Source organism: Shewanella algae, assembly GCF_009183365.2.
Taxonomy (GTDB): domain Bacteria; phylum Pseudomonadota; class Gammaproteobacteria; order Enterobacterales; family Shewanellaceae; genus Shewanella; species Shewanella algae.
This window is the reverse complement of record NZ_CP068230.1, coordinates 1,879,517-1,902,014: the sequence shown is the minus strand read 5'-3', so window position 1 is coordinate 1,902,014 and position 22,498 is coordinate 1,879,517. Positions and strand designations below refer to the sequence as shown.

The following is a 22,498-nucleotide window of genomic DNA, read 5'->3' as shown; positions in this document are numbered from 1 at the left end:
ATTTCAAGCTGAAAATGTCACCTTTACCGAGTAAAAATTTCCATGAAAAAATCACTGTTTATCTCTCTGACGCTATTGTTCGGTCTGCTGGTAGGCTGCAGCGCCCAAAGCCTGGATAAAGAAGCCGCCGGGAAACAACAGCGACTGACGCTGAACTCCAATATATTGGGAGAATCGCGGGAAGTATTGCTGCGTCTTCCCAAACACTGGGACGCCAGGCACAGCAAGAGCTTTGCCCGTTATGTGATCCTGGATGCCGAGCAGCAGTTTGAGCATCTTGCACCCATGCTGGACTATCTGGCTTCCGGGGTTAATCCTGCGATACCTGAAGGCGTCATAGTCGGCATCATCAACCGTAACCGTATTCGTGACTTCACGCCGGTGAAACTGGAAACACTACCCGGTGGTAGACCCGCAGGGCCGCTTTATCAGCAATCGGGCAATGCCGGCGCTTTTCTCGACTTTCTCGACCAGGAACTTAACCCCTGGCTGAATACCAGGCTTGGGCAGCCCGGCCCTACTGTGCTTATCGGTCACTCTTTTGGGGGCTTGTTGGCACTGGAGGCGCTGCGCCGGCAACAGCCTATGTTCAATGCTTACCTGGTGCTGGATGCCAGTCTCTGGTACGACAGCCCGACTTATGCCGATGAGCTCGAGCAGGCACTCACTCAGGGCCAGCTAACAGGCAAGCCCCTGTACATGGCGATAAGTAACCAGGCCACCACCCCCGGACTTGGCCGCAATGACTACCACAAACAGCGAAATCTGGCGCTGGCCAAACATCTGTCGGTGCTGCCGTCTCAGCAACTTATATTTCACAGCGAGTTCTTCAGTGACGAAGATCATCACTCCCTGCCTCACATAGGTGTCTATCAAGGTATTCGCTGGCTGATGCACTCGCAACAGTTGGATATATTCGCCGAGGATTTCAGCGTGACTGAAGTGGTCAGTCGCTTCACGCGCTTGAGCGAGAGCCAGGGTATTGAAATCAAGCCTCAGTATCATGCACTCAAAGGCTTGCAGCGCCAGGCACAAAGACAAAAGCTTGCTCAACAGCAGCGGATATTGACCCAACTTATCGAGCATTATTACCCCGGCTTCACCCTCGAATGACTCATCCGTAATTCAATGGCAACAAAAAAAGCGGCAACCCTGAGGTTGCCGCTTTTTCAAGATTTGAGCTGCCTGGCTGAGGCTTAATCCAAAAACGCTTCTTCGTCTTTCTCTACCGGAAGTGATTCAATCACTTCATCCTGCAGTTGGTAGTAAGCATCTTGGTACTCATGAATTTCCATAACAACTCCAGTCTATTCTGTAGGGTACAGGGCGTATCTTTTTCTTGGATTCCTGTTAAGTTCAGGTTCCGACGACACTTTATGCCCGATTCCGGCTTTTCGGAGCCTTAGGTGTTTCCCCTAAGGCGGCGCCAGTATAACAGGGCCAGAGAAGGAATTACAGAAAACTTTCACTTTCGTTACCCTAAACTGGTGGAACCACCTTAAAAAGCTCAAATATCCACCAGTTATGTAGGAAGCACTGAAAGACTTTCAGTTTGATATGCCCCTGGGTTCTGAGGCGAAATTTTTTAAACACATTGGGTCTAGCGGCGGGCGCTGCAACTGCTATTGCTTAAAGGAGGCCTCCCCGGCCCGTAAATCAGCAAGAGGACGACGCCATGAATCATATTGTCGACTTTGAAGCACGAACCCTCGCCACCCTGCTGGCCAGTGGCGATATATTGGGAATGCGCATGTTTCTGGAAAGGATGCAGATGCCCTTGGATGTCCAGGACAGGCTACTGCATCAGGCATCCGGCTTGAGCAGTTTTGATGTTGAAGGCATAGCCGCCCTGTTGGAAGAAGACGGCCAATCCCTGATCTCTGAACGCCTCAGTTATTGAGTATCCGAGCCCGGTTCTCCCTCATAGCGATACAGCAACACTTTCAATGCCCTGTCAGGATCCCGGTCTGTAAAGGCCGGTGGGTTATCCAGCTGTTTGACAAACTCAAGTTCTGGTGCGGCGTCACTGACCTGGCTCTGCAAAAACGCTCTGTCCAGCTCAGGCGCATTGAGACAGAGCAACAGCTCGGCGCCCGGGTTCAAGAGTTGCGGCAGATGACGCAGCAATCGCAGATAGTCTTTGGTTGCCACAAAGCTGCCCTTTTGGTTGCTGGGCGGATCGACAATCAGCAAGTCATAGGGCCCGAGTTTTTTAAGTTTGCCCCAGGACTTGAAGATATCATGCCCCAGAAAGCGGGCGCCGGCAGTAAGCCCATTGAGCAAATGGTTTTGCTTGCCGATGCCGAGCGCCCCCTTACTCATATCCATATTGACCACCTCATCGGCGCCGCCCTTGAGGGCCGCCACCGAAAACGCACAGGTATAGGCAAACAGATTCAGTACTTTCCGCTGAGCACTGTTGGCCATCACCCACTCGCGGCCGTTTCGCATGTCCAGGAACAAACCATGATTCTGGCCCCGTAACAGATGCAATTGATAACGGCAGCCAAGCTCGCTGGCCAGATGTGGCTCGGGTATCTCGCCGGCAATGAGCTCGGTGCGGGTCTGCCCGGCGGCGCGGTATTGATAGACAAGATTCAGGGCCAGCCCCAAGGCTTGCCAGCGTAATTGCAGACGCTCGGTAACCAGCGCCAGCTCTTCCGGCGTCAGTGGTTTAAAGGCGGTCAGCAACACCACAGGTGCAAACCAATCCAAGCATAAGTGCTCGCTGCCTGGATAACGGCCACCGCGACCATGAAACAAACGGCCACACTCATCGCCTGGTATCAGGTCTGTGATGGCTTCCAAAAATAACTGCATGAAATCCTCAACCTCTTATTTCTGCCTTTATTCGGCATCGGATGCCGCTTCTTTATCGGCATTTTCCCGCACGGCAATACTGGCATCGTCCGAGAGCAAGATTGCCAGCCAACTGCCACTCTGGCTCGATTCCAGAGCTATCTTGACTATCATGGTGAGCGGCACGGACAGCAACATGCCGACCGAGCCCAAGAGCCAGCCCCAGAAGATCAACGACAGGAATACCACCAGGGTGGACAGCCCGAGGCCGCGCCCCATGAATCTGGGTTCTACCAGATTGCCCATTACCATATTGGTTGCCAGATACAGGGCGGCAACCCCGCCGGCACCCGCTGTGCCCAACTGCACAAAGGCCAGCAGCACAGCCGGGATGGCGGCGATGATAGAACCGATATTGGGAATATAGTTAAACAAAAAAGCCACTACGCCCCAGAGCAACGCATAATCCACCCCCATCAGCGCCAGACCGACACCAACAATAACACCGGTTGCCAGGCTGACCAGGGTCTTGATCACCATGTATTGGTTCACTGATTGCAAGAAGCGCTCAATCTGGGATAAACGCATCTCGGGGTCATCCAGCGCCAGATGCACCTTGCGCGGCAAAGATTGTGCCTCAAACAGCATAAAGACTATGGTCAGCACTATCAGAAACAGGTTGGCCATGACATTACCCACGCCGGAAAGCGTATTGGTGGTCAAAGACAAGGCCATGCCGGGGTCCAGATAGGCCAGCACCTTCTCTTTGGAGATGTGAATATTCAGCTCCTTGAGCTTATCCAATATCCAGGCAAATTGCTCCACCAACTGCGCCCGGTATTGAGGCAATTGCTGGGAAAACTCATTGATGGAACTGCCCACCACAGAGGCCAGCCAAAGCCCAAGTAACAAAATGATCGCCACCAACACAAATACAGCCAGGGCTCGGGGCACGCGGTAACGACTCAAGGCATTGATGGCCGGGCTGCAGATAACCGCAATAAAGGCTGACAACACAAAAGGCACCACTATGGCGCTGGCGGCCTTAATTCCCGCCAGCACTATGACCAGGCAGGCCATGACAGCAAATCCTTTCAGCGCCATGGACGGACGATAGGCTGATGACATAATTGAAATTCCTTGTTGATCTCTGTCACAATCAGCCGTTGCATCAACAACAAAAAGTAGTGACATGATGAAACCCGAATTAGCTATTATACGCATTAAAAACCTGCGCCTGCGCACTTTTATCGGTATCAAGGAAGAGGAAATCAACAATCGCCAGGATGTGATCATCAATGTCTGCATCCATTACTGTGCCGACAAGGCGCGTAGAAGTGATGATATGGAGCACGCGCTCAATTATCGCACCATCACCAAGGCGATCATTAACCTGGTGGAAGACAATCGCTTCTCCCTGCTTGAGCACCTCACAGGGAAAGTACTGGAACTGGCCAGCGAGCATGAATGGGTAGAGTACGCCAGCGTGGAAATCGACAAGCCCCATGCCTTGAGATATGCCGACTCGGTTTCACTGCAACTGAGCTACCGTAAGCCGGTGTAAGTCAGTCTATACTCTGGAGAAACCTTCAGTGATTCAGGGAGAAAGCATGAATATTTTGCTCACAGGTGCAACCGGATTTGTCGGTTCAGAACTGGCGCAGCGGCTGGCAAAACGCCATAGGCTGACTATTTTGAGCCGCAACCCCGCGGCGGCCGAGCAAAAGCTGGCGCTGGCACAAACCCGTTACATAGATTCGCTGCAAACACCCGGACTGCTTGAGGAGATAGATGCCATCATCAACCTCGCCGGTGAACCCATAGTTGCCAAACGCTGGAGCGATGAGCAGAAACAGCGGATCTGCCACAGCCGCTGGGATATCACAGAGCAGTTGGCCACGCTTGTCCGCAACAGCCAAAAGAAACCCCAAGTCTTTCTCAGCGCCTCGGCGGTGGGTTTTTACGGGCGTCAGGGGCCGGAACCCATAGACGAAAACGCCACGCCCCATGATGAGTTCAGCCATAGGGTCTGTGCCCAATGGGAGCAAAAAGCCCTGGCGGTTGCCGATCTCACTCGGGTTTGTATCTTTCGTATCGGCATAGTGCTTGGCAAAGATGGCGGCGCCTTGGCCAAAATGCTGCCAGCCTTCAAACTGGGCCTTGGCGGCCCGATTGGCCATGGTCGTCAGGGAATGAGCTGGATAATGCGCGAAGACTTGCTGCGCCTTATTGAATTTCTGCTGGAAACTGAAGCCTGCCGCGGCATATACAATGCCACTGCGCCTCAGCCTGTCAGCAACCGCGACTTCAGCAAGGCCCTCGGCAAAGCGCTGCACCGCCCCGCTTGTCTGCCGGCACCGGCATTGGCCCTGCAACTGGCCATGGGTGAGATGTCGACCCTGCTGACCGAGGGTCAGTTTGTATTGCCGGTTCATGCTCAGGCCGACGGCTTTGAATTCAACTATCCGGAAATCAACCACGCCATGAGGACCTTATTCGATAAAGACTAAAAGGTGTGAATAAGTCCCCGTGGTACTCTGGCTGCAAGCAATGGCGCTGACCAGGTTTATTGCCGGCATAAGCCTGTCATCCGGGGACCAGCGTCCTGTATCTACTTCCGACGTGACATTGCGTCATTTCAATCTCCTCTGACGCTCAAATTTGTTATCGAAGCATCCCAACTTGATGGCAATTCGGTTTATACTCTTGATCCTGCTAATCGTTCTTTCGGGAGAAAACCAATGAAAATCAGTGCACGTAATTGTCTTGGCGGCACCATCAAAGCCATCGAAGAAGGCTCTGTAAACAACGAAGTCACCATTGAACTGGCTCCGGGTGTCGAATTGACTTCCGTGGTCACCAAGGCCTCCTGTGAGCGTTTGGGGCTAAAAGTGGGTGACAGTGCATACGCACTGATCAAAGCCAGCAGCGTGATGCTGGGTGTGGACGAGTAATAGATGAGCAGCGCCGCAAGGCGCTGCTTTTTTAGTTATGCATAAGGACATCAGTTGGGCCGAAGTGCTGGGCCCGGAAAAACAACAAGCCTACTTTCGGGATACTCTGGCCTATATCGACGCCGAGCGCGCCCGGGGAAAGGCTATCTATCCTCCCAAAAACGATACCTTCAACGCCTTGCGTTATACACCACTATCGGCAGTCAAAGTGGTGATCCTGGGGCAAGACCCTTATCATGGTCCAGGGCAGGCCCACGGCCTGTGCTTCTCAGTGCCCAAAGGGGTGATGCCACCGCCATCATTGCAGAACATGTTTCAGGAGCTGACCAATACAGTCCCAGGCTTCAGCTATCCAAGCCATGGCAATCTTTGCAGCTGGGCCAGTCAGGGTGTGTTGCTGCTCAATACTGTGCTCAGTGTCGAACGTGGTCAGGCACATTCCCACGCCCATCTCGGCTGGGAGCAGTTTACCGATAGAGTGATAGAGGCCATAGATAAATACACGGAAGGCGTGGTGTTTCTGCTTTGGGGTAAGCATGCCGGGCTCAAGGCCCAGCGGGTTGACGGCAACAAACACCTTATCTTAAAGGCCCCTCACCCATCACCGCTCTCGGCTCATAGAGGATTCTTTGGCTGCAATCATTTCAATCAGGCCAACGATTACCTCATAGCCAAAGGCAAGCCTCCCATAGACTGGCGCTTGCCGGATTAACCCGTTTTATCCGCAAGTTCCAGCAGCCAAGTTAACCGCTGGACATAAACGCTGGAGATAAAAAACCGGTCGCTTGGACCGGTTTTTTAACGTTAAATCAATGAGTCAAGTTACTCATCACCTTCTGGATAAATGATCTCGGCCTTGGCCTTCAGCATATCGATAACGGCGCGATAGTCATTCTCACCAAACTGGCTGTTGAGACGTTGCTTGATGGCCGCGACCTGATCGGCAGGTGCGCTTTCAGTGTCATGGATTGCATCCAGTACCACTACCGCATAACCGGTTGCCAGAGACACGGTATCAACACTCAAGCCTTCTTTAGCCTTGGCCATCTGGAATGCCTTACTCACCAAAGCGGAATCTACATCCTGGGTGAAACGTCCCAGGTTGGCGCGGCTTTGCAGCGCAATGTCGGCATTGCCTTCTTTGAGCTTGACCATGTATTCCTGTGCCTTGTCACGGGCAATCTCATTGGCTTTTTGCTGTTTGAGACGTGCTTCAATGGCAGGCTTAACCTCGGCGAATTCCAGCGTACCGGCTTGCTGATGCTCTTTAACGCGAACAACTACGACATGGTTGCGATCCACTTCAAGCAGCTCACTGTTCATGCCCCCCAGTACATCACTTGAGAAGGCAGCCTTGGACAGCTCAGGCTTATCGAAAGGTGCGGGCGCGTTGTCACGGCCGAACAGTCGGGTAGTCTTGATCTCTGCACCAACGGCCTTGGCCGCTTCCTGCAAGTTATCAGGAATTTCATAGCTGGTATCGGCCAGTTTCTGCTGCTGGCCATAGAACTGTTTTACAGCTTCTTCCTGCTTGATCTGCTCGACTATCTTGTCTTTCACTTCAGCGAAAGGCGCAGTTTGACCGCTCTGAATATCCAGCAGTTTGATGATATGGAAACCGAAAGGTGTCTTGACCACTTTAGAGATATCACCCTTGTTCAGTGCAAACAGGGCTTCATCGAAAGCGGGATCCATCACACCAGGCTCAAACCAACCCAATTCGCCACCCTTCTCACCGCTCAGGGTATCCTGGGAATCAGACTTGGCCAGCGCAGCAAAATCGGCGCCGTTTTCCAGTTGCTTATGGATATCCTCGGCCTTGGCTTCGGCATTGTCGGTCGAGGCGTCAATCAGAATATGGGCTGCCAAACGCTTTTCTGCGGTCTGGTATTGATTCTGATGCTCATCATAGTAAGTCTTGGCTAGCTCGTCACTGACCTCGATACCATCGACCAGATCTTTGGCGTTAAGCTCGATATATTCCAAGCTGACCATCTCCGGACGTTCAAATTGAGCCGGATTGGTGTCGTAGAATGACTTGGCTTCCTCTTCGGTCACTGTCGCTTGGCCCAGGAAAGGCTCGGCATCAACCAAGAGATAGCGAATATCACGGGTTTGTCCCTGCAGCTTGGCCAGAGATTCTGCCTCACCATTGAGAACAAACTCACTGCCAATCAAGGCGCTGATCAGCTGACGACGAGTCATGTCCACCCGCATGCTTTCACGGAAAGCTGCTTGCTGATAGCCCAATTGGCGCAGAATGGCCTCGAAGCGATCATTGTCGAACTTGCCTTCAGTCTGGAAAGCAGGCTCTTGTCTAATTGCTTCTATGATTTGGGCATTGGACACTCTCAAGCCCATTTCAGCGGCAGCTTGATCCAGCAACTTTTGCGCTACCAGACGTTCAAGCACGCCTTTTTTGATACTGGCCAGGTAAGCATCATTGGCCGCCAGGGCGTCAAACATCTCACCCAGCTGTTGTTCCAGACGGGCACGCTCGCTTTGATAGGCCTGGTCCAGTTCGGTTGTGGAAATCTCTTCACCATTGACTGTGGCGGCCGGAGCCACTGAGGAGGAACCCAGGTAACTGCTTACACCAGCAAATGCAAAGGAAAGTATCACCAGTACCAAAATACCTTTGGCAATTACGCCCTGTGACCCTTCGCGAATCTTCTCTAACATCAGACGTCTCGCTTATGCGATTAATAGTAAAAAAAAGGCGCATCTCTTGTGGGATGCGCCTATCTGTAACATGAATGGAGTCTGCAGACGCTACTTCAGCTTATCCTCACACTCCGAAACGTCGGTTAACCCGGCGCTTCCCAATCCGTAAAAAGCACTGCCAGGCAGTGCTTAGTCTTTACGAAAGCCCTACAAAGGCTGCGATGTTAATTAGTTAACAGCGTCTTTCAGAGCTTTACCTGCTTTGAATGCAGGGATCTTAGCTGCAGCGATTTTGATCTCTTTCCCGGTCTGTGGGTTACGACCAGTACGCTCAGCGCGCTCACGCACTTCAAAAGTACCGAAACCAACAAGAGAAATTTTGTCGCCTTCTTTCAGACCATCAGTCACAGCTGCGATGAAAGAATCCAGTGCACGGCCGGCAGCGGCTTTAGAAATGTCAGCACCAGAAGCGATTTTCTCGATTAGTTCAGATTTGTTCATGTCATCCCCTTGAATGTAGTTTTCGCGCCGCAACCAAATCCTTCTCTAGAGCGGTCTGCGGAGGCTTTTATAACAAGCTTGATACCAAAGTTCAAGCTCAGTTGGAAAACCAAAGAATTTAAATTGGATACAGCTCAAAGCCAGTTGCCCCAAGGGCTTGGCACAACTGGCTCTCCACAGACCTAGGCTACCACAGGTCTGGGTTTTGTTAAGCCCCTTTTTTCACTTTTTTTAGTGGCATAGGACATTTTCTTGCGTTAGCCCAAATTTTTAACCACTTCAAAGCCCTCGACTGGTCGCTCAAGCGCCAGTTGCAGTACTTCATCTATCCAGCGAACCGGACGAATATCCAAGTCTGCCACTACGTTAGCCGGAATTTCTTCCAGATCCCGTTCGTTCTCCTTGGGTATCAATACCAGTTTGATACCACCGCGGTGAGCCGCCAGCAGTTTTTCTTTCAGGCCACCGATTGGCAGCACCTCGCCTCTCAGGGTAATTTCGCCTGTCATGGCAACTTCACCCTTGACCGGGTTACCCGTCAGGCTGGAAACCAACGCGGTACACATGGCGGCACCGGCTGATGGACCATCTTTCGGAGTTGCCCCTTCGGGTACGTGCACATGGATATCACGCTTCTCGTAGAAGTCAGGGTTGATCCCCAACTGCTCGGCGCGCGCCCGAACCACAGTCATTGCGGCCTGGATAGACTCCTGCATCACATCACCCAAAGAACCTGTATAGGTGAGCTTGCCCTTACCGGCAACTGAGGTAGCTTCAATGGTCAGCAAGTCGCCGCCCACTTCGGTCCAGGCCAAACCTGTCACCTGACCAATCTGATTCTTGGACTCTGCCTTGCCATAGTCAAAGCGCTGTACCCCCAGGAAAGACTTGAGGTTGTCCTGATTGACATCCACGTGCTTGGTGTCTTTCTCCAGCATGATCTGCTTGACCACTTTACGGCAAATCTTCGACAGCTCACGCTCCAGCGCCCGCACCCCGGCTTCGCGGGTGTAATAACGGATCACCCCGAGAATGGCACTGTCATCAACAGTGATTTCATTCTTCTTCAGGCCGTTACGCTCAATCTGTTTCGGCAGCAAGTGCTGCTTGGCAATATTGAGTTTCTCATCTTCGGTGTAACCGCTAAGACGGATGACTTCCATCCGATCCAGCAAGGGGCCCGGAATATTCATCGAGTTGGAGGTGGCCACAAACATCACATCGGACAGATCGTAATCCACTTCCAGGTAGTGATCGTTAAAGGTCGCGTTTTGCTCTGGATCCAACACCTCCAGCAGAGCTGAGGCCGGATCGCCGCGCATGTCCGAACTCATTTTGTCGATTTCATCGAGCAGGAACAGTGGGTTCTTCACCCCGACTTTGGCCATCTTCTGAATAATCTTGCCAGGCATAGAACCTATATAGGTCCGGCGGTGACCACGGATTTCCGCTTCATCACGCACACCGCCCAGCGCTACCCGCACATATTTACGGCCGGTCGCTTTGGCAATAGATTGCCCCAGGGATGTCTTACCTACCCCTGGCGGGCCAACCAGACACAGGATAGGCCCCTTGAGCTGTTTCACCCGGCTCTGTACCGCCAGATACTCAAGGATACGTTCCTTAACCTTCTCCAGGCCATAGTGATCTGTATCCAGCACCTGTTCGGCCTTGGAGAGGTCACGCTTGATCTTGGAGCGCTGTTTCCAGGGCACAGAGGTCATCCAGTCAACATAACTGCGCACCACAGTGGCTTCGGCCGACATGGGTGACATCATTCTCAGCTTGTTGAGTTCGGCAGACGCCTTGTCTTTGGCCTCTTCCGGCATGCCAGCTTCTTCAATCTTACGGCTCAGACTTTCAAATTCGTCGTGGCCTTCATCGAGATCGCCAAGCTCCTTCTGGATAGCCTTCATCTGCTCGTTGAGATAGTACTCACGCTGGCTCTTTTCCATCTGCTTTTTGACCCGGGAGCGGATACGCTTTTCAACCTGCAGCAGGTCGATTTCCGCTTCCATCATAGCCATCAGATACTCGAGCCGCTCACCGACCTTGACCATCTCCAGCACAGACTGTTTGTCTGCCAGCTTGAGAGGCATATGGGCTGCCATGGTGTCGGCCAGCCGGTCGGCTTCTTCGATACCTGTGAGCGAAGTGAGCACCTCGGGAGGAATTTTCTTGTTCAGCTTGATATAGCCTTCAAACTGACTGATTGCGCTGCGAACCAGCACCTCTTCTTCCCTGTCGTCCAGAGCTTCGGACTCCAGGTAGTGTGCGGTAGCAACAAAGAACTCTTCTTCCTGGGTATAGCGTTCGATGCGGGCGCGCTTGCCGCCTTCGACCAATACCTTGACTGTGCCATCGGGCAGCTTCAGCAGCTGCAAAATGGAAGCGACTGTACCTACGTCGAAAATATCGTCTATGCCAGGCTCGTCCAGATCCGCATCCCGCTGCGCCACAAGAATGATCTGTTTATCCTGCGCCATGGCAGTTTCCAAACAACGGATGGACTTTTCACGTCCTACGAATAACGGAATTACCATATGGGGATAGACCACCACGTCTCTCAGTGGCAGCACGGGCAATTCGATTCGCGCTTCACGCTCTAGGGTCATAGTTCGATTCCGTTTCAGTTAAAGATTACAGAGAGTATATTGGGACGCTTTCCCGGCTTTCAATGGTAAAGACAAAAAAAGGAGCCCTAGTGGACTCCTTAATTTTCAACTTGATAGCTTGTTGCTCAGTTATTGGTCACCGGCAGCAGCCTGGGAGTCATTATTCTCGTAAATAAGAATAGGCGCTGACTCACCTTTCACCACAGATTCATCAATAACCACCTTGACCACGTTATCCATGGACGGCAGGTCATACATGGTATCCAGCAGTATCGCTTCAACGATGGAGCGCAGACCACGGGCCCCTGTCTTACGGGACATGGCTTTTTGTGCTATCGCCTTAAGGGCGTCATCGCGAAACTCGAGTTCGACATTTTCCATCTCGAACAAAGTGGCAAACTGCTTGGTGATGGCGTTCTTGGGCTGGGACAGGATCTGCACCAGAGCTGCTTCGTCCAGTTCACCCAAGGTCGCAACCACAGGCAGACGCCCGATAAACTCGGGAATAAGGCCGTATTTGACCAAGTCTTCCGGCTCAACCTGCAGCAGAGTATCGGTAATGGTGGCCTTCTCGGCCTGGCCTTTAACCTGGGCGCCAAAACCTATGCCGCTACCCACATGGGAGCGCTGCTCAATCACCTTCTCAAGGCCTGCAAAGGCACCACCACAGATGAAGAGTATCTTGGAGGTGTCAACCTGCAGGAACTCCTGCTGAGGGTGTTTACGGCCGCCCTGAGGAGGTACGGCGGCAACAGTGCCTTCAATCAGCTTCAGCAGTGCCTGCTGCACGCCTTCACCGGACACATCCCGGGTGATGGAAGGGTTATCTGACTTACGGCTGATTTTGTCAATCTCATCGATATAGACAATACCACGCTGCGCCTTGTCGACATCATAGTCGCACTTCTGCAGCAGCTTCTGAATGATGTTTTCAACGTCTTCCCCAACATAACCGGCTTCGGTCAATGTGGTGGCATCCGCCATGGTAAAAGGCACATTCAGGAACCGCGCCAGGGTCTCTGCCAGCAAGGTTTTACCACTACCGGTTGGGCCGATAAGCAGAATATTACTCTTGCCCAGCTCCACACCATCTTTGGGAGTGCTGTTTTTCAGGCGTTTGTAGTGGTTATAAACCGCTACAGACAACACCTTCTTGGCCTGCTCCTGGCCGATAACATAATCATCCAGATGAGCACGCAGTTCGTGGGGAGTTGGCAGCTTGTCCTGATCCCGGTTGGGCGAAATCTCTTTTATCTCTTCGCGAATGATGTCATTACACAACTCGACACATTCATCACATACATACACAGATGGCCCGGCGATCAGCTTGCGAACTTCATGCTGGCTTTTTCCGCAGAAAGAGCAATACAGCAATTTGCCGCTATCACCGTTGCCTTTGTTGTCACCCATTACTCTACCTCTTTTGCAGTCTGCTCTACTGCCATACACTTAAGCGTCTTCAATCTGAGCATAGCCCAGCCAAAAGCAAAAATCAGCCTTAACGTTTGGTCAGAACCGAATCCACCAAACCGTATTCCATGGCCTGAGAAGCGCTCATAAAGTTATCTCGGTCGGTATCCCGCTCGATGATTTCCAGCGGTTGACCAGTGTGATCGGCCAACATCTGGTTCAGCTTCTGTTTGATCCCCAGTATCTCTTGGGCGTGGATAGCGATATCCGATGCCTGTCCCTGGAAGCCCCCTAAAGGCTGATGGATCATCACCCGCGAGTTAGGCAGACAGTGACGCTTACCCTTGGCACCACCGGCCAACAGGAAGGCGCCCATACTGGCCGCTTGCCCGATACATACAGTGCTGACATCCGGCTTGATAAACTGCATGGTGTCATAAATAGCCATACCGGCAGTGACAGAGCCGCCTGGTGAGTTGATATAAAGAGAGATCTCTTTATCCGGGTTTTCTGATTCCAAAAACAGCAACTGTGCCACGATCAGATTGGCCATGTGCTCTTCAACCTGACCAACCAGGAAGATCACCCGCTCTTTCAACAGACGTGAATAAATATCGTAAGAGCGTTCTCCCTTGGCAGTTTGCTCAACCACCATAGGAACGAGTGCATTAAGTACTGATTCTGGCGCGTTATGCATCATTAACTTTCCCTAAATAAAAAAACGGCCCGCATGAGGGACCTCATACGAGCCATTATAAATGGCGAACAACCAAGCAAGTCAAGCTTAGGTTATGCGCGGCCGGTAGCCTTGTTCATAAATTCTTCAAAAGCGACATCTTTCTTAGTCACTTTGGCTGATTTCAGAACCGCTTCAACGGCTTGCTCTTCCAGAGCCAGGTTGCGCATGTTCTGCATCAACTCTTCGTTGCCGTTGTAGTATTCGATCACTTCTTTTGGATCTTCGTAGGCAGAAGCCATAGAAGCGATCAACGCCTGTACGCGCTCTTCTTCAGCTTTCAGCTCGTTGGACTTGATCACTTCGCCCAGCAGCAGGCCGACTTTAACGCGGCGCTCGGCTTGTTCAGTGAACAGCTCGGCTGGCAGCTCAGGCATGTTGGCACCTTGGCCACCGAAACGCTGCATGGCCTGGCGACGCAAAACGTTAACTTCACCGTCGATCAGCGCTTTTGGCAGTTCGATTTCGTTGGCAGCCAGCAGGCCGTTCAGCACTTGTTCTTTCACATTGGCTTTCAGAGCTTGTTCCAGCTCACGGCTCATGTTCTTACTGATCTCAGCTTTCAGAGCATCGATGCCACCGTCAGTGATACCGAACAACTTGGCGAACTCGTCGTTAACTTCAGGCAGGTTGGCACCCTTGACTTCTTTCACTGTGATAGCGAACTTGGCGGCTTTGCCTTTCAGGTTTTCGGCGTGGTATTCCTCAGGGAAAGTCACGTCGATGTCGAACTCTTCACCGGCTTTGTGGCCTTTAACGCCTTCTTCAAAACCAGGGATCATACGACCGCTGCCCAGTTGCAGTTCGAAGTCTTCGGCCTTGCCGCCTTCAAACTCTTCACCGTCAACACTACCCACAAAGTTGATAACGACTTTGTCACCGTCTTCGGCAGCGCGCTCAACTGCTTCGTAAGTCGCGTGTTGCTTGCGCAGGGTTTCGATCATGTTGTCAACGTCGGCTTGTTGTACTTCGGCAACAGGCTGCTCAACTTCGATACCGTCCAGGCCTTTGATTTCAACTTCTGGATAAATTTCAAAGGTCGCGGTGAACTCAAACTTTTCGGCGTCAGTGGCACCTGGGGTAAAGGTAGGAGCACCGGCAGGGTTCAACTTCTCGGCAATGATGGCCTCAATGAAGTTGCGCTGCATTACTTCACCGGTAATGTCTTGGCGAATCGCTTTGCCATAACGCTTTTCAATCACGCTAGCTGGGACTTTACCTGGACGGAAACCTGGAATACGGGCACGCTTGGCTTCGCGTTGCAGGCTGTCTTTAACCAGTTGTTCGATCTGCTCTGCAGGAACAGAGATGGTCAGGCGACGCTCCAGGCCTTGGGTTGTTTCAACAGAAACTTGCATTGTTTTACCTCGAAATGTGTCTAACGTCCTTTGCAATAGCCGATTGTTTCAACTATTCAGGTATTCGTTTCTTGATCTTTAACTTGACTGAAATGCCCATCAGAAGTGAATTCCGGCACCGGTCGCACATTGTTGATTGTTATCAAGACGCAGCATTATATCGACCGTTCTTAGTGGAGTCGAGCCTCAATGCCACAGAAAAAGGCATAAAAAAAGCGACCTAAGGTCGCTTTTTTTATAAAAGAGTGGGGTGACTGATGGGGCTCGAACCCACGACAACTGGAATCACAATCCAGGGCTCTACCAACTGAGCTACAATCACCACCGAAAATGGTACGCCCGGCAGGATTCGAACCTGCGACCATCCGCTTAGAAGGCGGATGCTCTATCCAACTGAGCTACGGGCGCAGGATCTGCAAATTCAATTTGCATCCTAAGCGGTACTGACAATGCTATCCACACTGCCCTTGAAATCTGGTCGGTGATAGAGGATTCGAACCTCTGACCCTCTGCTCCCAAAGCAGATGCGCTACCAGGCTGCGCTAATCACCGAAAATTTTCTCCAAGCGCGGTTACAACCGGCTTGCCTCGAGAACGGAGCGCATCTTAGCCCCTCACCCAACAAGCGTCAACGATTTTTTTAAGCGCTTTATCTGCTTGGCGAAATTACGTGCTGCTTTGACGAAATTCTGTGTTCTGGAGCAGGTTTGTCCATGACACTCCCAAGCCTCACTGGTAAAATAGCGCCGTTTTCAACATCGCGCCATACAAAGGATATCCTACACCCATGACAGCCCAACTAATAGATGGCAAAGCGATTGCGCAATCCATAAGACAACAGCTAAAGCAAAAAGTCGCTGCACGTCAAGCAGCGGGACAACGTATCCCAGGCTTGGCTGTTATTCTGGTGGGTGCTGATCCTGCCTCTCAGGTTTATGTCGGCAGTAAGCGTAAAGCCTGTGAAGAAGTGGGGTTCATCTCCCGCTCCTATGATCTGCCGGATTCCACCAGTGAAGAAGAACTGCTGGCCCTGATAGATTCACTCAATGAAGATGCCGCCATTGATGGCATTCTGGTGCAGCTGCCGCTGCCGGAACATATTAAAGAATCCAAGGTGATCGAGCGGATCCGTCCCGACAAAGATGTCGACGGTTTCCACCCTTATAATGTCGGCCGTCTGGCTCAACGGATCCCGGTACTGCGCTCCTGCACTCCCATGGGGATCATGACCCTTATCAAGTCTACCGGTATCGATACCTATGGTCTGGATGCGGTTGTGGTTGGCGCCTCCAACATCGTGGGCCGTCCCATGACTCTGGAGCTGCTGCTGGCCGGCTGCACCACCACTACTTGTCACAGATTCACCAAAGATCTCAAGGATAAGGTCAGCCGCGCCGATCTTCTGGTGGTTGCCGTCGGCAAACCCGACTTTATCCCCGGTAGCTGGATCAAACCAGGTGCCATAGTCATAGATGTGGGCATTAACCGTCTCGACAGCGGCCGTTTGGTGGGCGATGTTGACTTTGATGTTGCCTGTGAGCGCGCCAGCCATATCACCCCGGTTCCCGGTGGCGTGGGCCCTATGACCATAGCCAGCTTGCTGGAAAATACCCTGTTTGCCGCGGAGCAATATCACGACTAAGGGTAGATTGAAACCAACCTCAGTTTGGTTTTCAATTTCAAGCGATAAAAAACGCCGGCTTCAACAGCCGGCGTTTTTGTTTCGATTATTGGCAAAGAAGGATTACTTCTTGCGCCAGCTGGTCCCCTGTGGGCCATCTTCCAGCACCACACCCAGCTCATTCAGCCGGTCACGGGCAACATCTGCAGCAGGCCAATCCTTCTCGGCGCGGGCGCGGTTGCGCTCGGCAATAAGTGCTTCGATTTCAGCTACTTCATCGTCGCTGCCCTCGCCTTTGAAGAAGGCTTCAGGTGTAGAGCTGACAATCCCAAGCACTGCAGCCAGTTGTTTCAGTGACACGCCAAGGGCCGAGGCTGCCGCCATATCCACGCCCTTGAGGCGGTTGATTTCACGCACCATTTCAAACAGCACAGAGTAGGCTTCGGGGGTGTTGAAGTCATCATCCATCGCCGCCTTGAAGCGCTCAACATACTCTTCGGCAGGCGCCGCAGTGACACTCAGGTCAAGGTCTTTGAGCGCTGTGTAAATTCGCTCAAGCGCGGCTCTGGCCTGCTTGAGGTTGTCTTCAGAATAGTTCAGTTGGCTGCGGTAGTGGCCGGACAACAGGAAGTAGCGCACGGTTTCGGCATCATAATGCGCCAACACATCGCGAATGGTGAAGAAGTTACCCAGCGACTTGGACATCTTCTCTTTGTCGACCATCACCATGCCGGTATGCATCCAGTAGTTCACATAAGGGGTGTCGTGGGCGCAGCAAGACTGGGCGATTTCATTTTCATGATGCGGGAACTGCAGATCGCTGCCGCCGCCATGGATATCGAAATGCAATCCCAGGTGTTTGCTGTTCATGGCAGAGCACTCAATGTGCCAACCGGGACGCCCCGGGCCCCAAGGTGAATCCCAGGTAGGTTCGCCAGGCTTGGACATCTTCCACAGCACAAAGTCCATGGGATCGCGCTTGTGCTCGTCCACTTCGACCCGGGCTCCGGCCTGCAACTGCTCCAGGTTCTGCCCGGAAAGCTTGCCGTATTCAGGGAAAGAGGCGACGCTGAACAACACATCGCCATCATCGGCCACATAGGCATGACCACGGGCGATCAGCGCCTCAACCATTTCGATAATCTCGCCAATATGCAGAGTCGCCCTTGGTTCCATATCGGGGCGCAGCATGTTCAGGGCATCAAAGTCTTGGTGCATCTGGCCGATGAGACGCTCGGTGAGACTATCGCAGCTCTCGCCATTTTCATTGGCGCGCTTGATGATTTTGTCATCCACGTCTGTGATGTTGCGCAGGAAGTTAACCTGGTACCCCGCGTAACGCAGGTAGCGCACTATCATGTCAAAGGAAACAAAGGTCCGGCCATGACCGATATGACACAAGTCGTATATGGTGACACCACACACATACATACCCACTTTACCTGGGTTAATCGGTTTAAATTCCTCTTTTTGGCGGCTCAGACTGTTGTATATCTTCAACATCGACTTTCTCTTCAGCAATATAGGATTAGTAGGTAAAACGAATCTGGCAGTTTAGCATTGCCAAAAGCTCTTGAATACTGCCCTTTATAGCCGGAGTCGGATAAGTTAGAATCCGCCAACAAAATTTATCCTGAGGATCCGACCATGATTACACTGCACACCAACCACGGCGACATCAAACTGGCGCTGGATAGTGAAAAAGCCCCTCTGACTGCGGCCAACTTTATCAAGTACGCCCAGGAAGGCTTCTATGACGGTACTATCTTCCACCGCGTTATCGATGGCTTTATGGTTCAGGGTGGCGGCTTTACCGAACAGATGTCACAGAAACCTACCAATGCCCCAGTGCGTAACGAAGCCAACAACGGCCTGTCAAACAAGACAGGTACCATAGCCATGGCCCGCACTTCCGATCCTCATTCCGCCACGGCGCAGTTCTTTATCAACGTCAACGACAACACCTTCCTGGATTTCAAAAACGAATCCATCCAAGGCTGGGGTTACTGTGTATTCGGTGAAGTGGTTGAAGGTATGGACGTGGTCAATGCCATCAAAGGCGTGAGCACGGGCAACCACGGCATGCATCAGGATGTGCCCTTGGAAGCCGTGATCATCGAGAAAGTGACCATAGCAGACTGATAACTTCTGAATGCGCACTCTCTTTATCGGCGATCTGCACCTCAGTGCCGATCGCCAAGATATCCTCAACGCCTTCTATCAATTTCTCGATACCGGTCTTGAACAGGTCGACGCCCTCTATATCTTGGGGGATCTGTTTGAGGTTTGGGTCAGTGATGATTTGGCCGAGCCCTTTGCCTTGGCGCTGGCCGAACGTCTCTATGAAGTCAGCCGCAGCCTGCCGGTGTACTTTATCCACGGCAACCGCGACTTTATGCTGGGGAAAGAATACGCCGCCAAAGCGGGGATAACCTTACTGCCCGAGGTGTATCGACTGGATCTCTATGGCCACAAGACAGTGCTGCTGCATGGCGACAGCCTCTGCACTCTGGACAAGGGCTACCAGCGTTTTCGCCGTTTTCGCAATATGGCTTTGCCCCGCTGGATATACCGCCATCTGCCGAAGAAGACCCGCAGCAATATTGCCGCCAAGCTCAGGCAAAACAGCCAGATGCAGAATCAGCTGAAAAGCATTGAGATAATGGATGTTGAGCCGAGCGCGGTGGATGAACTGTTTGCCGGCACTGGCGCCGAGTTGATGATCCACGGTCACACCCATAGGCCGGATATCCATCAATTGGCGGGTAATAAGCAGCGCTTGGTGGTAGGAGACTGGTATGAACAGGGAAGTGTCTTGAGCATCAGTGCCGACAACATAGCACTGACCAGCCTGCCTTTCATAGAATAAAGCCAGCAGACCCGGCTTTAACTGAACTCATTCGGCTCGGGTTTTATCTGTTTGGCTTGAGTCGGCTCACATTGAACCTAGCCAGCCCTGATAACCTATAAACCCCTTCCAATCCAGCAGTTGCCGACCCTGTCGGCATCTTTATCTATGTAGGCGCAATATCGAGTAGTTTAAAGCGGCGCCCCGCTGTGAAACCTGAATTCATCATCCGGCGCTAGAATAAGCTCGGCTTCCACCTCGGCAAAATAAGCCACTCTGGCGCTGATATCTTCGCCGGCAATCGCCTCGGCCAATGAAAGATAATCCTGATAGTGGCGCGCTTCAGAGCGCAGCAGTGAAATATAGAAACGTTTAAGCTCATCATCGAGCCAAGGCGCCAGCTTGGCAAAACGTTCACAGGAGCGGGCCTCGATAAAGGCGCCCACTATGAGTTTATCTATCAGAGTCGCAGGCTCATGGGTGCGAACGTGTTTCATCATCCCCTTGGCATAACGGCCGGCGCGGATGTTGCTGTATGGGATATTGCGCGCCAACATCAGCTCCAGCACCTGTTCAAAGTGATGGAACTCCTCTTTGATAAGGCGGATCATCTTGGCGATAAGTTCAGGGCCATGGGGGAACCCCGCCCTGGGCGTCAACTCACCAATCAACTCGTTCTTCTTCACCTCTCTGGCCAGAAAAGCCGCCATATCCCTGTCGTTGTGATAAACAAACTCTTCGTAAGGCTTGGCCCAGGTTAGCAACTGCTCGCCACTTTGCTTGTCCACCGCATACTTGCGGACCAAAAACATCGCCGTCTGCGCCGCCTTAAGCTCACAATTACAGTGATCTATCAGCAATTCGGCCAGTCTATGCTCCTCTTTGGCAGCTGCTATCCAGCTGTCAGGGGTTTCACAGGCCAGGAATTCTTTTACTGGGGCGAGTAACTGCTGCATTGAGGTCAAGCTTCCACAAGAGTTTTCAAGGCCGCCAAGTCTACCAGCAAGCCAATGCTATGCCCACAGCCTCTCGGAGTACAAACTTGACGGCCCGCTGTTTTTGTTCAATAAATAGACTCAGAGCGGTAAAACGCTCGTCTGCAGTTTGACGAGCAAAAGTCAAAGCGGAATAAGGATAATTATAATGGTATTGAATCACTTAATGGGGTTGTATACTCATCCCAAACAGGAATGGCAAACCATAGAACAAAACCATGAGGCACTTAAAAGCTGTCTCAGTCACCTGCTACTCATTGCGCTCATCCCTTCTGTCTGTAGTTATATCGCCGCCGTGCATATCGGCTGGAACCCAGGTGCCGGCGACCCCTTGTTTCTAACAGCCCAAAGCGGCTTTATCATGTGCGCCGGCATGTATTGCGGCCTGGTATTCGGTGTGTTCGCCCTCGCCTACCTGGCCTACTGGATGGGACAAACTTTTGATGCCCATCCGGACTTTACCCAGTGCCTGGAACTGGCCTCCTATACTGCCACCCCACTGTTTATGGTGGGACTGGCGGCGCTCTATCCAGAGCTTTGGTTTATTATGGTGATAGGACTGATAGGCCTTAGCTACTCTGTATACCTGCTGTATACCGGGGTCCCTATCATAATGAACATTCCCGAAGAAAAAGGCTTTATCTATGCCAGCTCTGTGGTGACTGCAGGTTTGGTGCTCCTGGTCGCTCTGATGGCCAGCAGCGTGATCCTCTGGAGCATGGGACTCGGCCCAATACTGCAATAATAAAAGCAGTCATCAAAACACCAGAGACGAAAAAGGCGCCCCTTGAGCGCCTTTCTTACGTCCAATTCAGCCCTAGCCATATAGCATCCCCCAACGGAACCCAGGATGTGTTGGGTAAGCAGGAGATATCCGTCATGCAGAACTGCTAAGAAGCCTTACATCTGCTCTGTACAGACTTACAGGCCAAGCCCTAGTTCAGTAATTCCTTTGCAAGCGCGTCATGGCCCAAACGGTCAAATAATGTGGCCAACTCAGTTAAATCTATGCTGCTGTTCCTTAGGTCTTCAAAAGCTTGAGCAAATGCTTGCTTGAACTTTTGATCCTCAAGGTAAGCTTCAATAAACTTCGCCCAAAAATCTTCCGAATTGATAATGCCGGAGTTAAATCGTTCAACGTAAAAGTGTTTAGCCGCATTGGGTGCATTAATGAAGCAATCCAAATACGCCCATCCATAATCACTGTCCGTCGTTAAGTTCACATCCACATTGAGCTTGTTTATAAACCATGAAATTATTTCGGTTTGATCGGAGTTTTCATGATAACAGGAAGTGACACTGGCATTAACCAAGTAGCCAAAGGCAAGATTAAGCTCTTCGTTGGATACTTGAATGTTGGCAATCAAAAACTCAATGGTATCACGACAAATAAAGTTACAGCTCACCTGTAAAACATAACCCCAAGGTATGTCTACCTCCATATCGAGCATTAATTTGAATAGTTCAACCCTGCCGGGGATTTGGCACATATGATAGAGAGCATCTTCATCGTCGAACTCATAGGATATTCCTTTGTCGAGCGACTTTAAGAAGTTGAGGCACTGGATGGCCGTAGGGGTGATATCAACACCGGCACTCTCGACAACAGCATTAAAAATTAGCTGCTCCATAGGTTCGGTATCTTTAAAATGATTGTAAATTATTTCGACTAGATCAAACCTGTTACTCTCAATTATCGAGGTCAATACCCTAAAGTCCAGATCGTTCCTGATTGATTCTATGTCACCATTATTTATTGCTTCTTCGACTTCATGTGCTTGTTGAATCAACATTTAGATACCTTATATACATCCAAGTTGTTAACGCTTAAATAATCCCTATCACTTCAGCATCCGTTGAAGAATGATTTTGTCTTTACTGATATCAATCGAGAGCAGCTTAACCAGTTATTCAAGGGAAGGTGCGAACGAGTCCCATGGGTGCTCTATATCGGCTCACTGGCCTGGAAACAGTTTAAAGCGCAGAGGGAAATAAGC

Annotated in this window: 21 protein-coding genes and 3 tRNA genes; 10 read left to right on the top strand and 14 right to left on the bottom strand. The window is 51.5% G+C overall.

Annotation, left to right across the window (positions count from 1 at the left end; translation table 11 throughout):
* The first annotated feature begins 42 nt into the window (after positions 1–42).
* Both E1N14_RS08440 and E1N14_RS08435 read left to right on the top strand, forming a co-directional pair.
* Positions 43–1,113 (top strand): alpha/beta hydrolase, encoded by a 1,071-nt coding sequence (locus tag E1N14_RS08440; RefSeq protein ID WP_025010696.1) that lies wholly within the window; start codon positions 43–45, stop codon positions 1,111–1,113.
* Between the two features lie 562 nt (positions 1,114–1,675).
* A complete protein-coding gene (locus E1N14_RS08435) occupies positions 1,676–1,900 on the top strand; it encodes a hypothetical protein (protein ID WP_025010697.1) in 225 nt (74 codons plus the stop codon).
* On the opposite strand, the gene E1N14_RS08430 is transcribed toward E1N14_RS08435, so the two are convergent.
* The gene (locus E1N14_RS08430) at positions 1,894–2,820 is read right to left on the bottom strand and encodes a class I SAM-dependent methyltransferase (protein ID WP_025010698.1); all 927 of its coding nucleotides are present in this window, start codon (positions 2,818–2,820) and stop codon (positions 1,894–1,896) included. The two genes, E1N14_RS08435 and E1N14_RS08430, sit on opposite strands and share 7 nt — an antisense overlap.
* Positions 2,821–2,847: 27 nt before the next feature.
* Entirely contained in the window at positions 2,848–3,927 is a 1,080-nt protein-coding gene (locus tag E1N14_RS08425; RefSeq protein ID WP_037474734.1) for an AI-2E family transporter, read from the bottom strand.
* 67 nt (positions 3,928–3,994) lie between these two features.
* Here E1N14_RS08425 and folX point away from each other — a divergent pair, with 67 nt between their 5' ends.
* The 4 genes from folX to ung all read left to right on the top strand — a co-directional run bounded on the left by folX (position 3,995) and on the right by ung (position 6,465).
* Positions 3,995–4,363, top strand: a complete 369-nt coding sequence (folX, locus tag E1N14_RS08420; RefSeq protein WP_025010699.1) for a dihydroneopterin triphosphate 2'-epimerase — start codon at positions 3,995–3,997, stop codon at positions 4,361–4,363.
* A gap of 46 nt (positions 4,364–4,409) precedes the next feature.
* Positions 4,410–5,309, top strand: a complete 900-nt coding sequence (locus tag E1N14_RS08415) for a TIGR01777 family oxidoreductase (RefSeq protein ID WP_025010700.1) — start codon at positions 4,410–4,412, stop codon at positions 5,307–5,309.
* 231 nt (positions 5,310–5,540) lie between these two features.
* Positions 5,541–5,753 carry a TOBE domain-containing protein gene (locus E1N14_RS08410; RefSeq protein ID WP_025010701.1) on the top strand — a complete coding sequence of 71 codons (213 nt, stop codon included), beginning with the start codon at positions 5,541–5,543 and terminating at the stop codon, positions 5,751–5,753.
* Positions 5,754–5,790: 37 nt separating this feature from the next.
* Positions 5,791–6,465, top strand: a complete 675-nt coding sequence (ung, locus tag E1N14_RS08405; protein WP_025010702.1) for a uracil-DNA glycosylase — start codon at positions 5,791–5,793, stop codon at positions 6,463–6,465.
* A gap of 110 nt (positions 6,466–6,575) precedes the next feature.
* On the opposite strand, the gene E1N14_RS08400 is transcribed toward ung, so the two are convergent.
* The 9 genes from E1N14_RS08400 to E1N14_RS08360 form a co-directional block, all read right to left on the bottom strand.
* Positions 6,576–8,435 (bottom strand): SurA N-terminal domain-containing protein, encoded by a 1,860-nt coding sequence (locus E1N14_RS08400; protein WP_025010703.1) that lies wholly within the window; start codon positions 8,433–8,435, stop codon positions 6,576–6,578.
* 210 nt (positions 8,436–8,645) lie between these two features.
* Positions 8,646–8,918: a nucleoid-associated protein HU-beta gene (gene hupB, locus E1N14_RS08395; RefSeq protein ID WP_025010704.1), complete on the bottom strand. Its 273-nt coding sequence runs from the start codon at positions 8,916–8,918 to the stop codon at positions 8,646–8,648.
* A 257-nt stretch (positions 8,919–9,175) separates the two neighbouring features.
* Positions 9,176–11,533, bottom strand: a complete 2,358-nt coding sequence (lon, locus tag E1N14_RS08390) for an endopeptidase La (RefSeq protein WP_025886755.1) — start codon at positions 11,531–11,533, stop codon at positions 9,176–9,178.
* Positions 11,534–11,662: 129 nt separating this feature from the next.
* Positions 11,663–12,943 (bottom strand): ATP-dependent protease ATP-binding subunit ClpX, encoded by a 1,281-nt coding sequence (gene clpX, locus E1N14_RS08385; RefSeq protein WP_025010705.1) that lies wholly within the window; start codon positions 12,941–12,943, stop codon positions 11,663–11,665.
* 88 nt (positions 12,944–13,031) lie between these two features.
* The gene (gene clpP / locus E1N14_RS08380) at positions 13,032–13,640 is read right to left on the bottom strand and encodes an ATP-dependent Clp endopeptidase proteolytic subunit ClpP (RefSeq protein ID WP_025010706.1); all 609 of its coding nucleotides are present in this window, start codon (positions 13,638–13,640) and stop codon (positions 13,032–13,034) included.
* A 92-nt stretch (positions 13,641–13,732) separates the two neighbouring features.
* Entirely contained in the window at positions 13,733–15,037 is a 1,305-nt protein-coding gene (gene tig / locus E1N14_RS08375) for a trigger factor (protein ID WP_025010707.1), read from the bottom strand.
* Positions 15,038–15,283: 246 nt separating this feature from the next.
* Positions 15,284–15,359 (bottom strand) — tRNA-His (locus E1N14_RS08370).
* A 9-nt stretch (positions 15,360–15,368) separates the two neighbouring features.
* Positions 15,369–15,445, bottom strand: a tRNA-Arg gene (locus E1N14_RS08365).
* A 67-nt stretch (positions 15,446–15,512) separates the two neighbouring features.
* Positions 15,513–15,589: transfer RNA gene (locus E1N14_RS08360), tRNA-Pro, on the bottom strand.
* Positions 15,590–15,824: 235 nt separating this feature from the next.
* Here E1N14_RS08360 and folD point away from each other — a divergent pair.
* Entirely contained in the window at positions 15,825–16,679 is an 855-nt protein-coding gene (gene folD, locus E1N14_RS08355; RefSeq protein WP_062793544.1) for a bifunctional methylenetetrahydrofolate dehydrogenase/methenyltetrahydrofolate cyclohydrolase FolD, read from the top strand.
* A gap of 102 nt (positions 16,680–16,781) precedes the next feature.
* Here the strand turns inward: folD and cysS are convergent, their stop codons facing one another.
* Positions 16,782–18,161, bottom strand: coding sequence for a cysteine--tRNA ligase (cysS, locus tag E1N14_RS08350; protein WP_044734237.1), 1,380 nt, complete (start codon positions 18,159–18,161; stop codon positions 16,782–16,784).
* 144 nt (positions 18,162–18,305) lie between these two features.
* On the opposite strand from cysS, the gene E1N14_RS08345 reads away from it, so the two are divergent.
* Entirely contained in the window at positions 18,306–18,800 is a 495-nt protein-coding gene (locus E1N14_RS08345) for a peptidylprolyl isomerase (protein ID WP_025010708.1), read from the top strand.
* 10 nt (positions 18,801–18,810) lie between these two features.
* On the top strand, positions 18,811–19,527 hold the full coding sequence (locus E1N14_RS08340) for a UDP-2,3-diacylglucosamine diphosphatase (RefSeq protein ID WP_025010709.1): 717 nt from the start codon (positions 18,811–18,813) through the stop codon (positions 19,525–19,527).
* Between the two features lie 170 nt (positions 19,528–19,697).
* Here E1N14_RS08340 and miaE read toward each other — a convergent pair whose 3' ends face one another.
* Positions 19,698–20,462, bottom strand: a complete 765-nt coding sequence (gene miaE / locus E1N14_RS08335) for a tRNA isopentenyl-2-thiomethyl-A-37 hydroxylase MiaE (protein ID WP_025010710.1) — start codon at positions 20,460–20,462, stop codon at positions 19,698–19,700.
* Between the two features lie 187 nt (positions 20,463–20,649).
* Here miaE and E1N14_RS08330 point away from each other — a divergent pair, with 187 nt between their 5' ends.
* Positions 20,650–21,246 carry a Yip1 family protein gene (locus tag E1N14_RS08330; RefSeq protein WP_025010711.1) on the top strand — a complete coding sequence of 199 codons (597 nt, stop codon included), beginning with the start codon at positions 20,650–20,652 and terminating at the stop codon, positions 21,244–21,246.
* A gap of 190 nt (positions 21,247–21,436) precedes the next feature.
* On the opposite strand, the gene E1N14_RS08325 is transcribed toward E1N14_RS08330, so the two are convergent.
* A complete protein-coding gene (locus tag E1N14_RS08325; RefSeq protein WP_025010712.1) occupies positions 21,437–22,294 on the bottom strand; it encodes a hypothetical protein in 858 nt (285 codons plus the stop codon).
* Positions 22,295–22,498 lie beyond the last annotated feature (204 nt).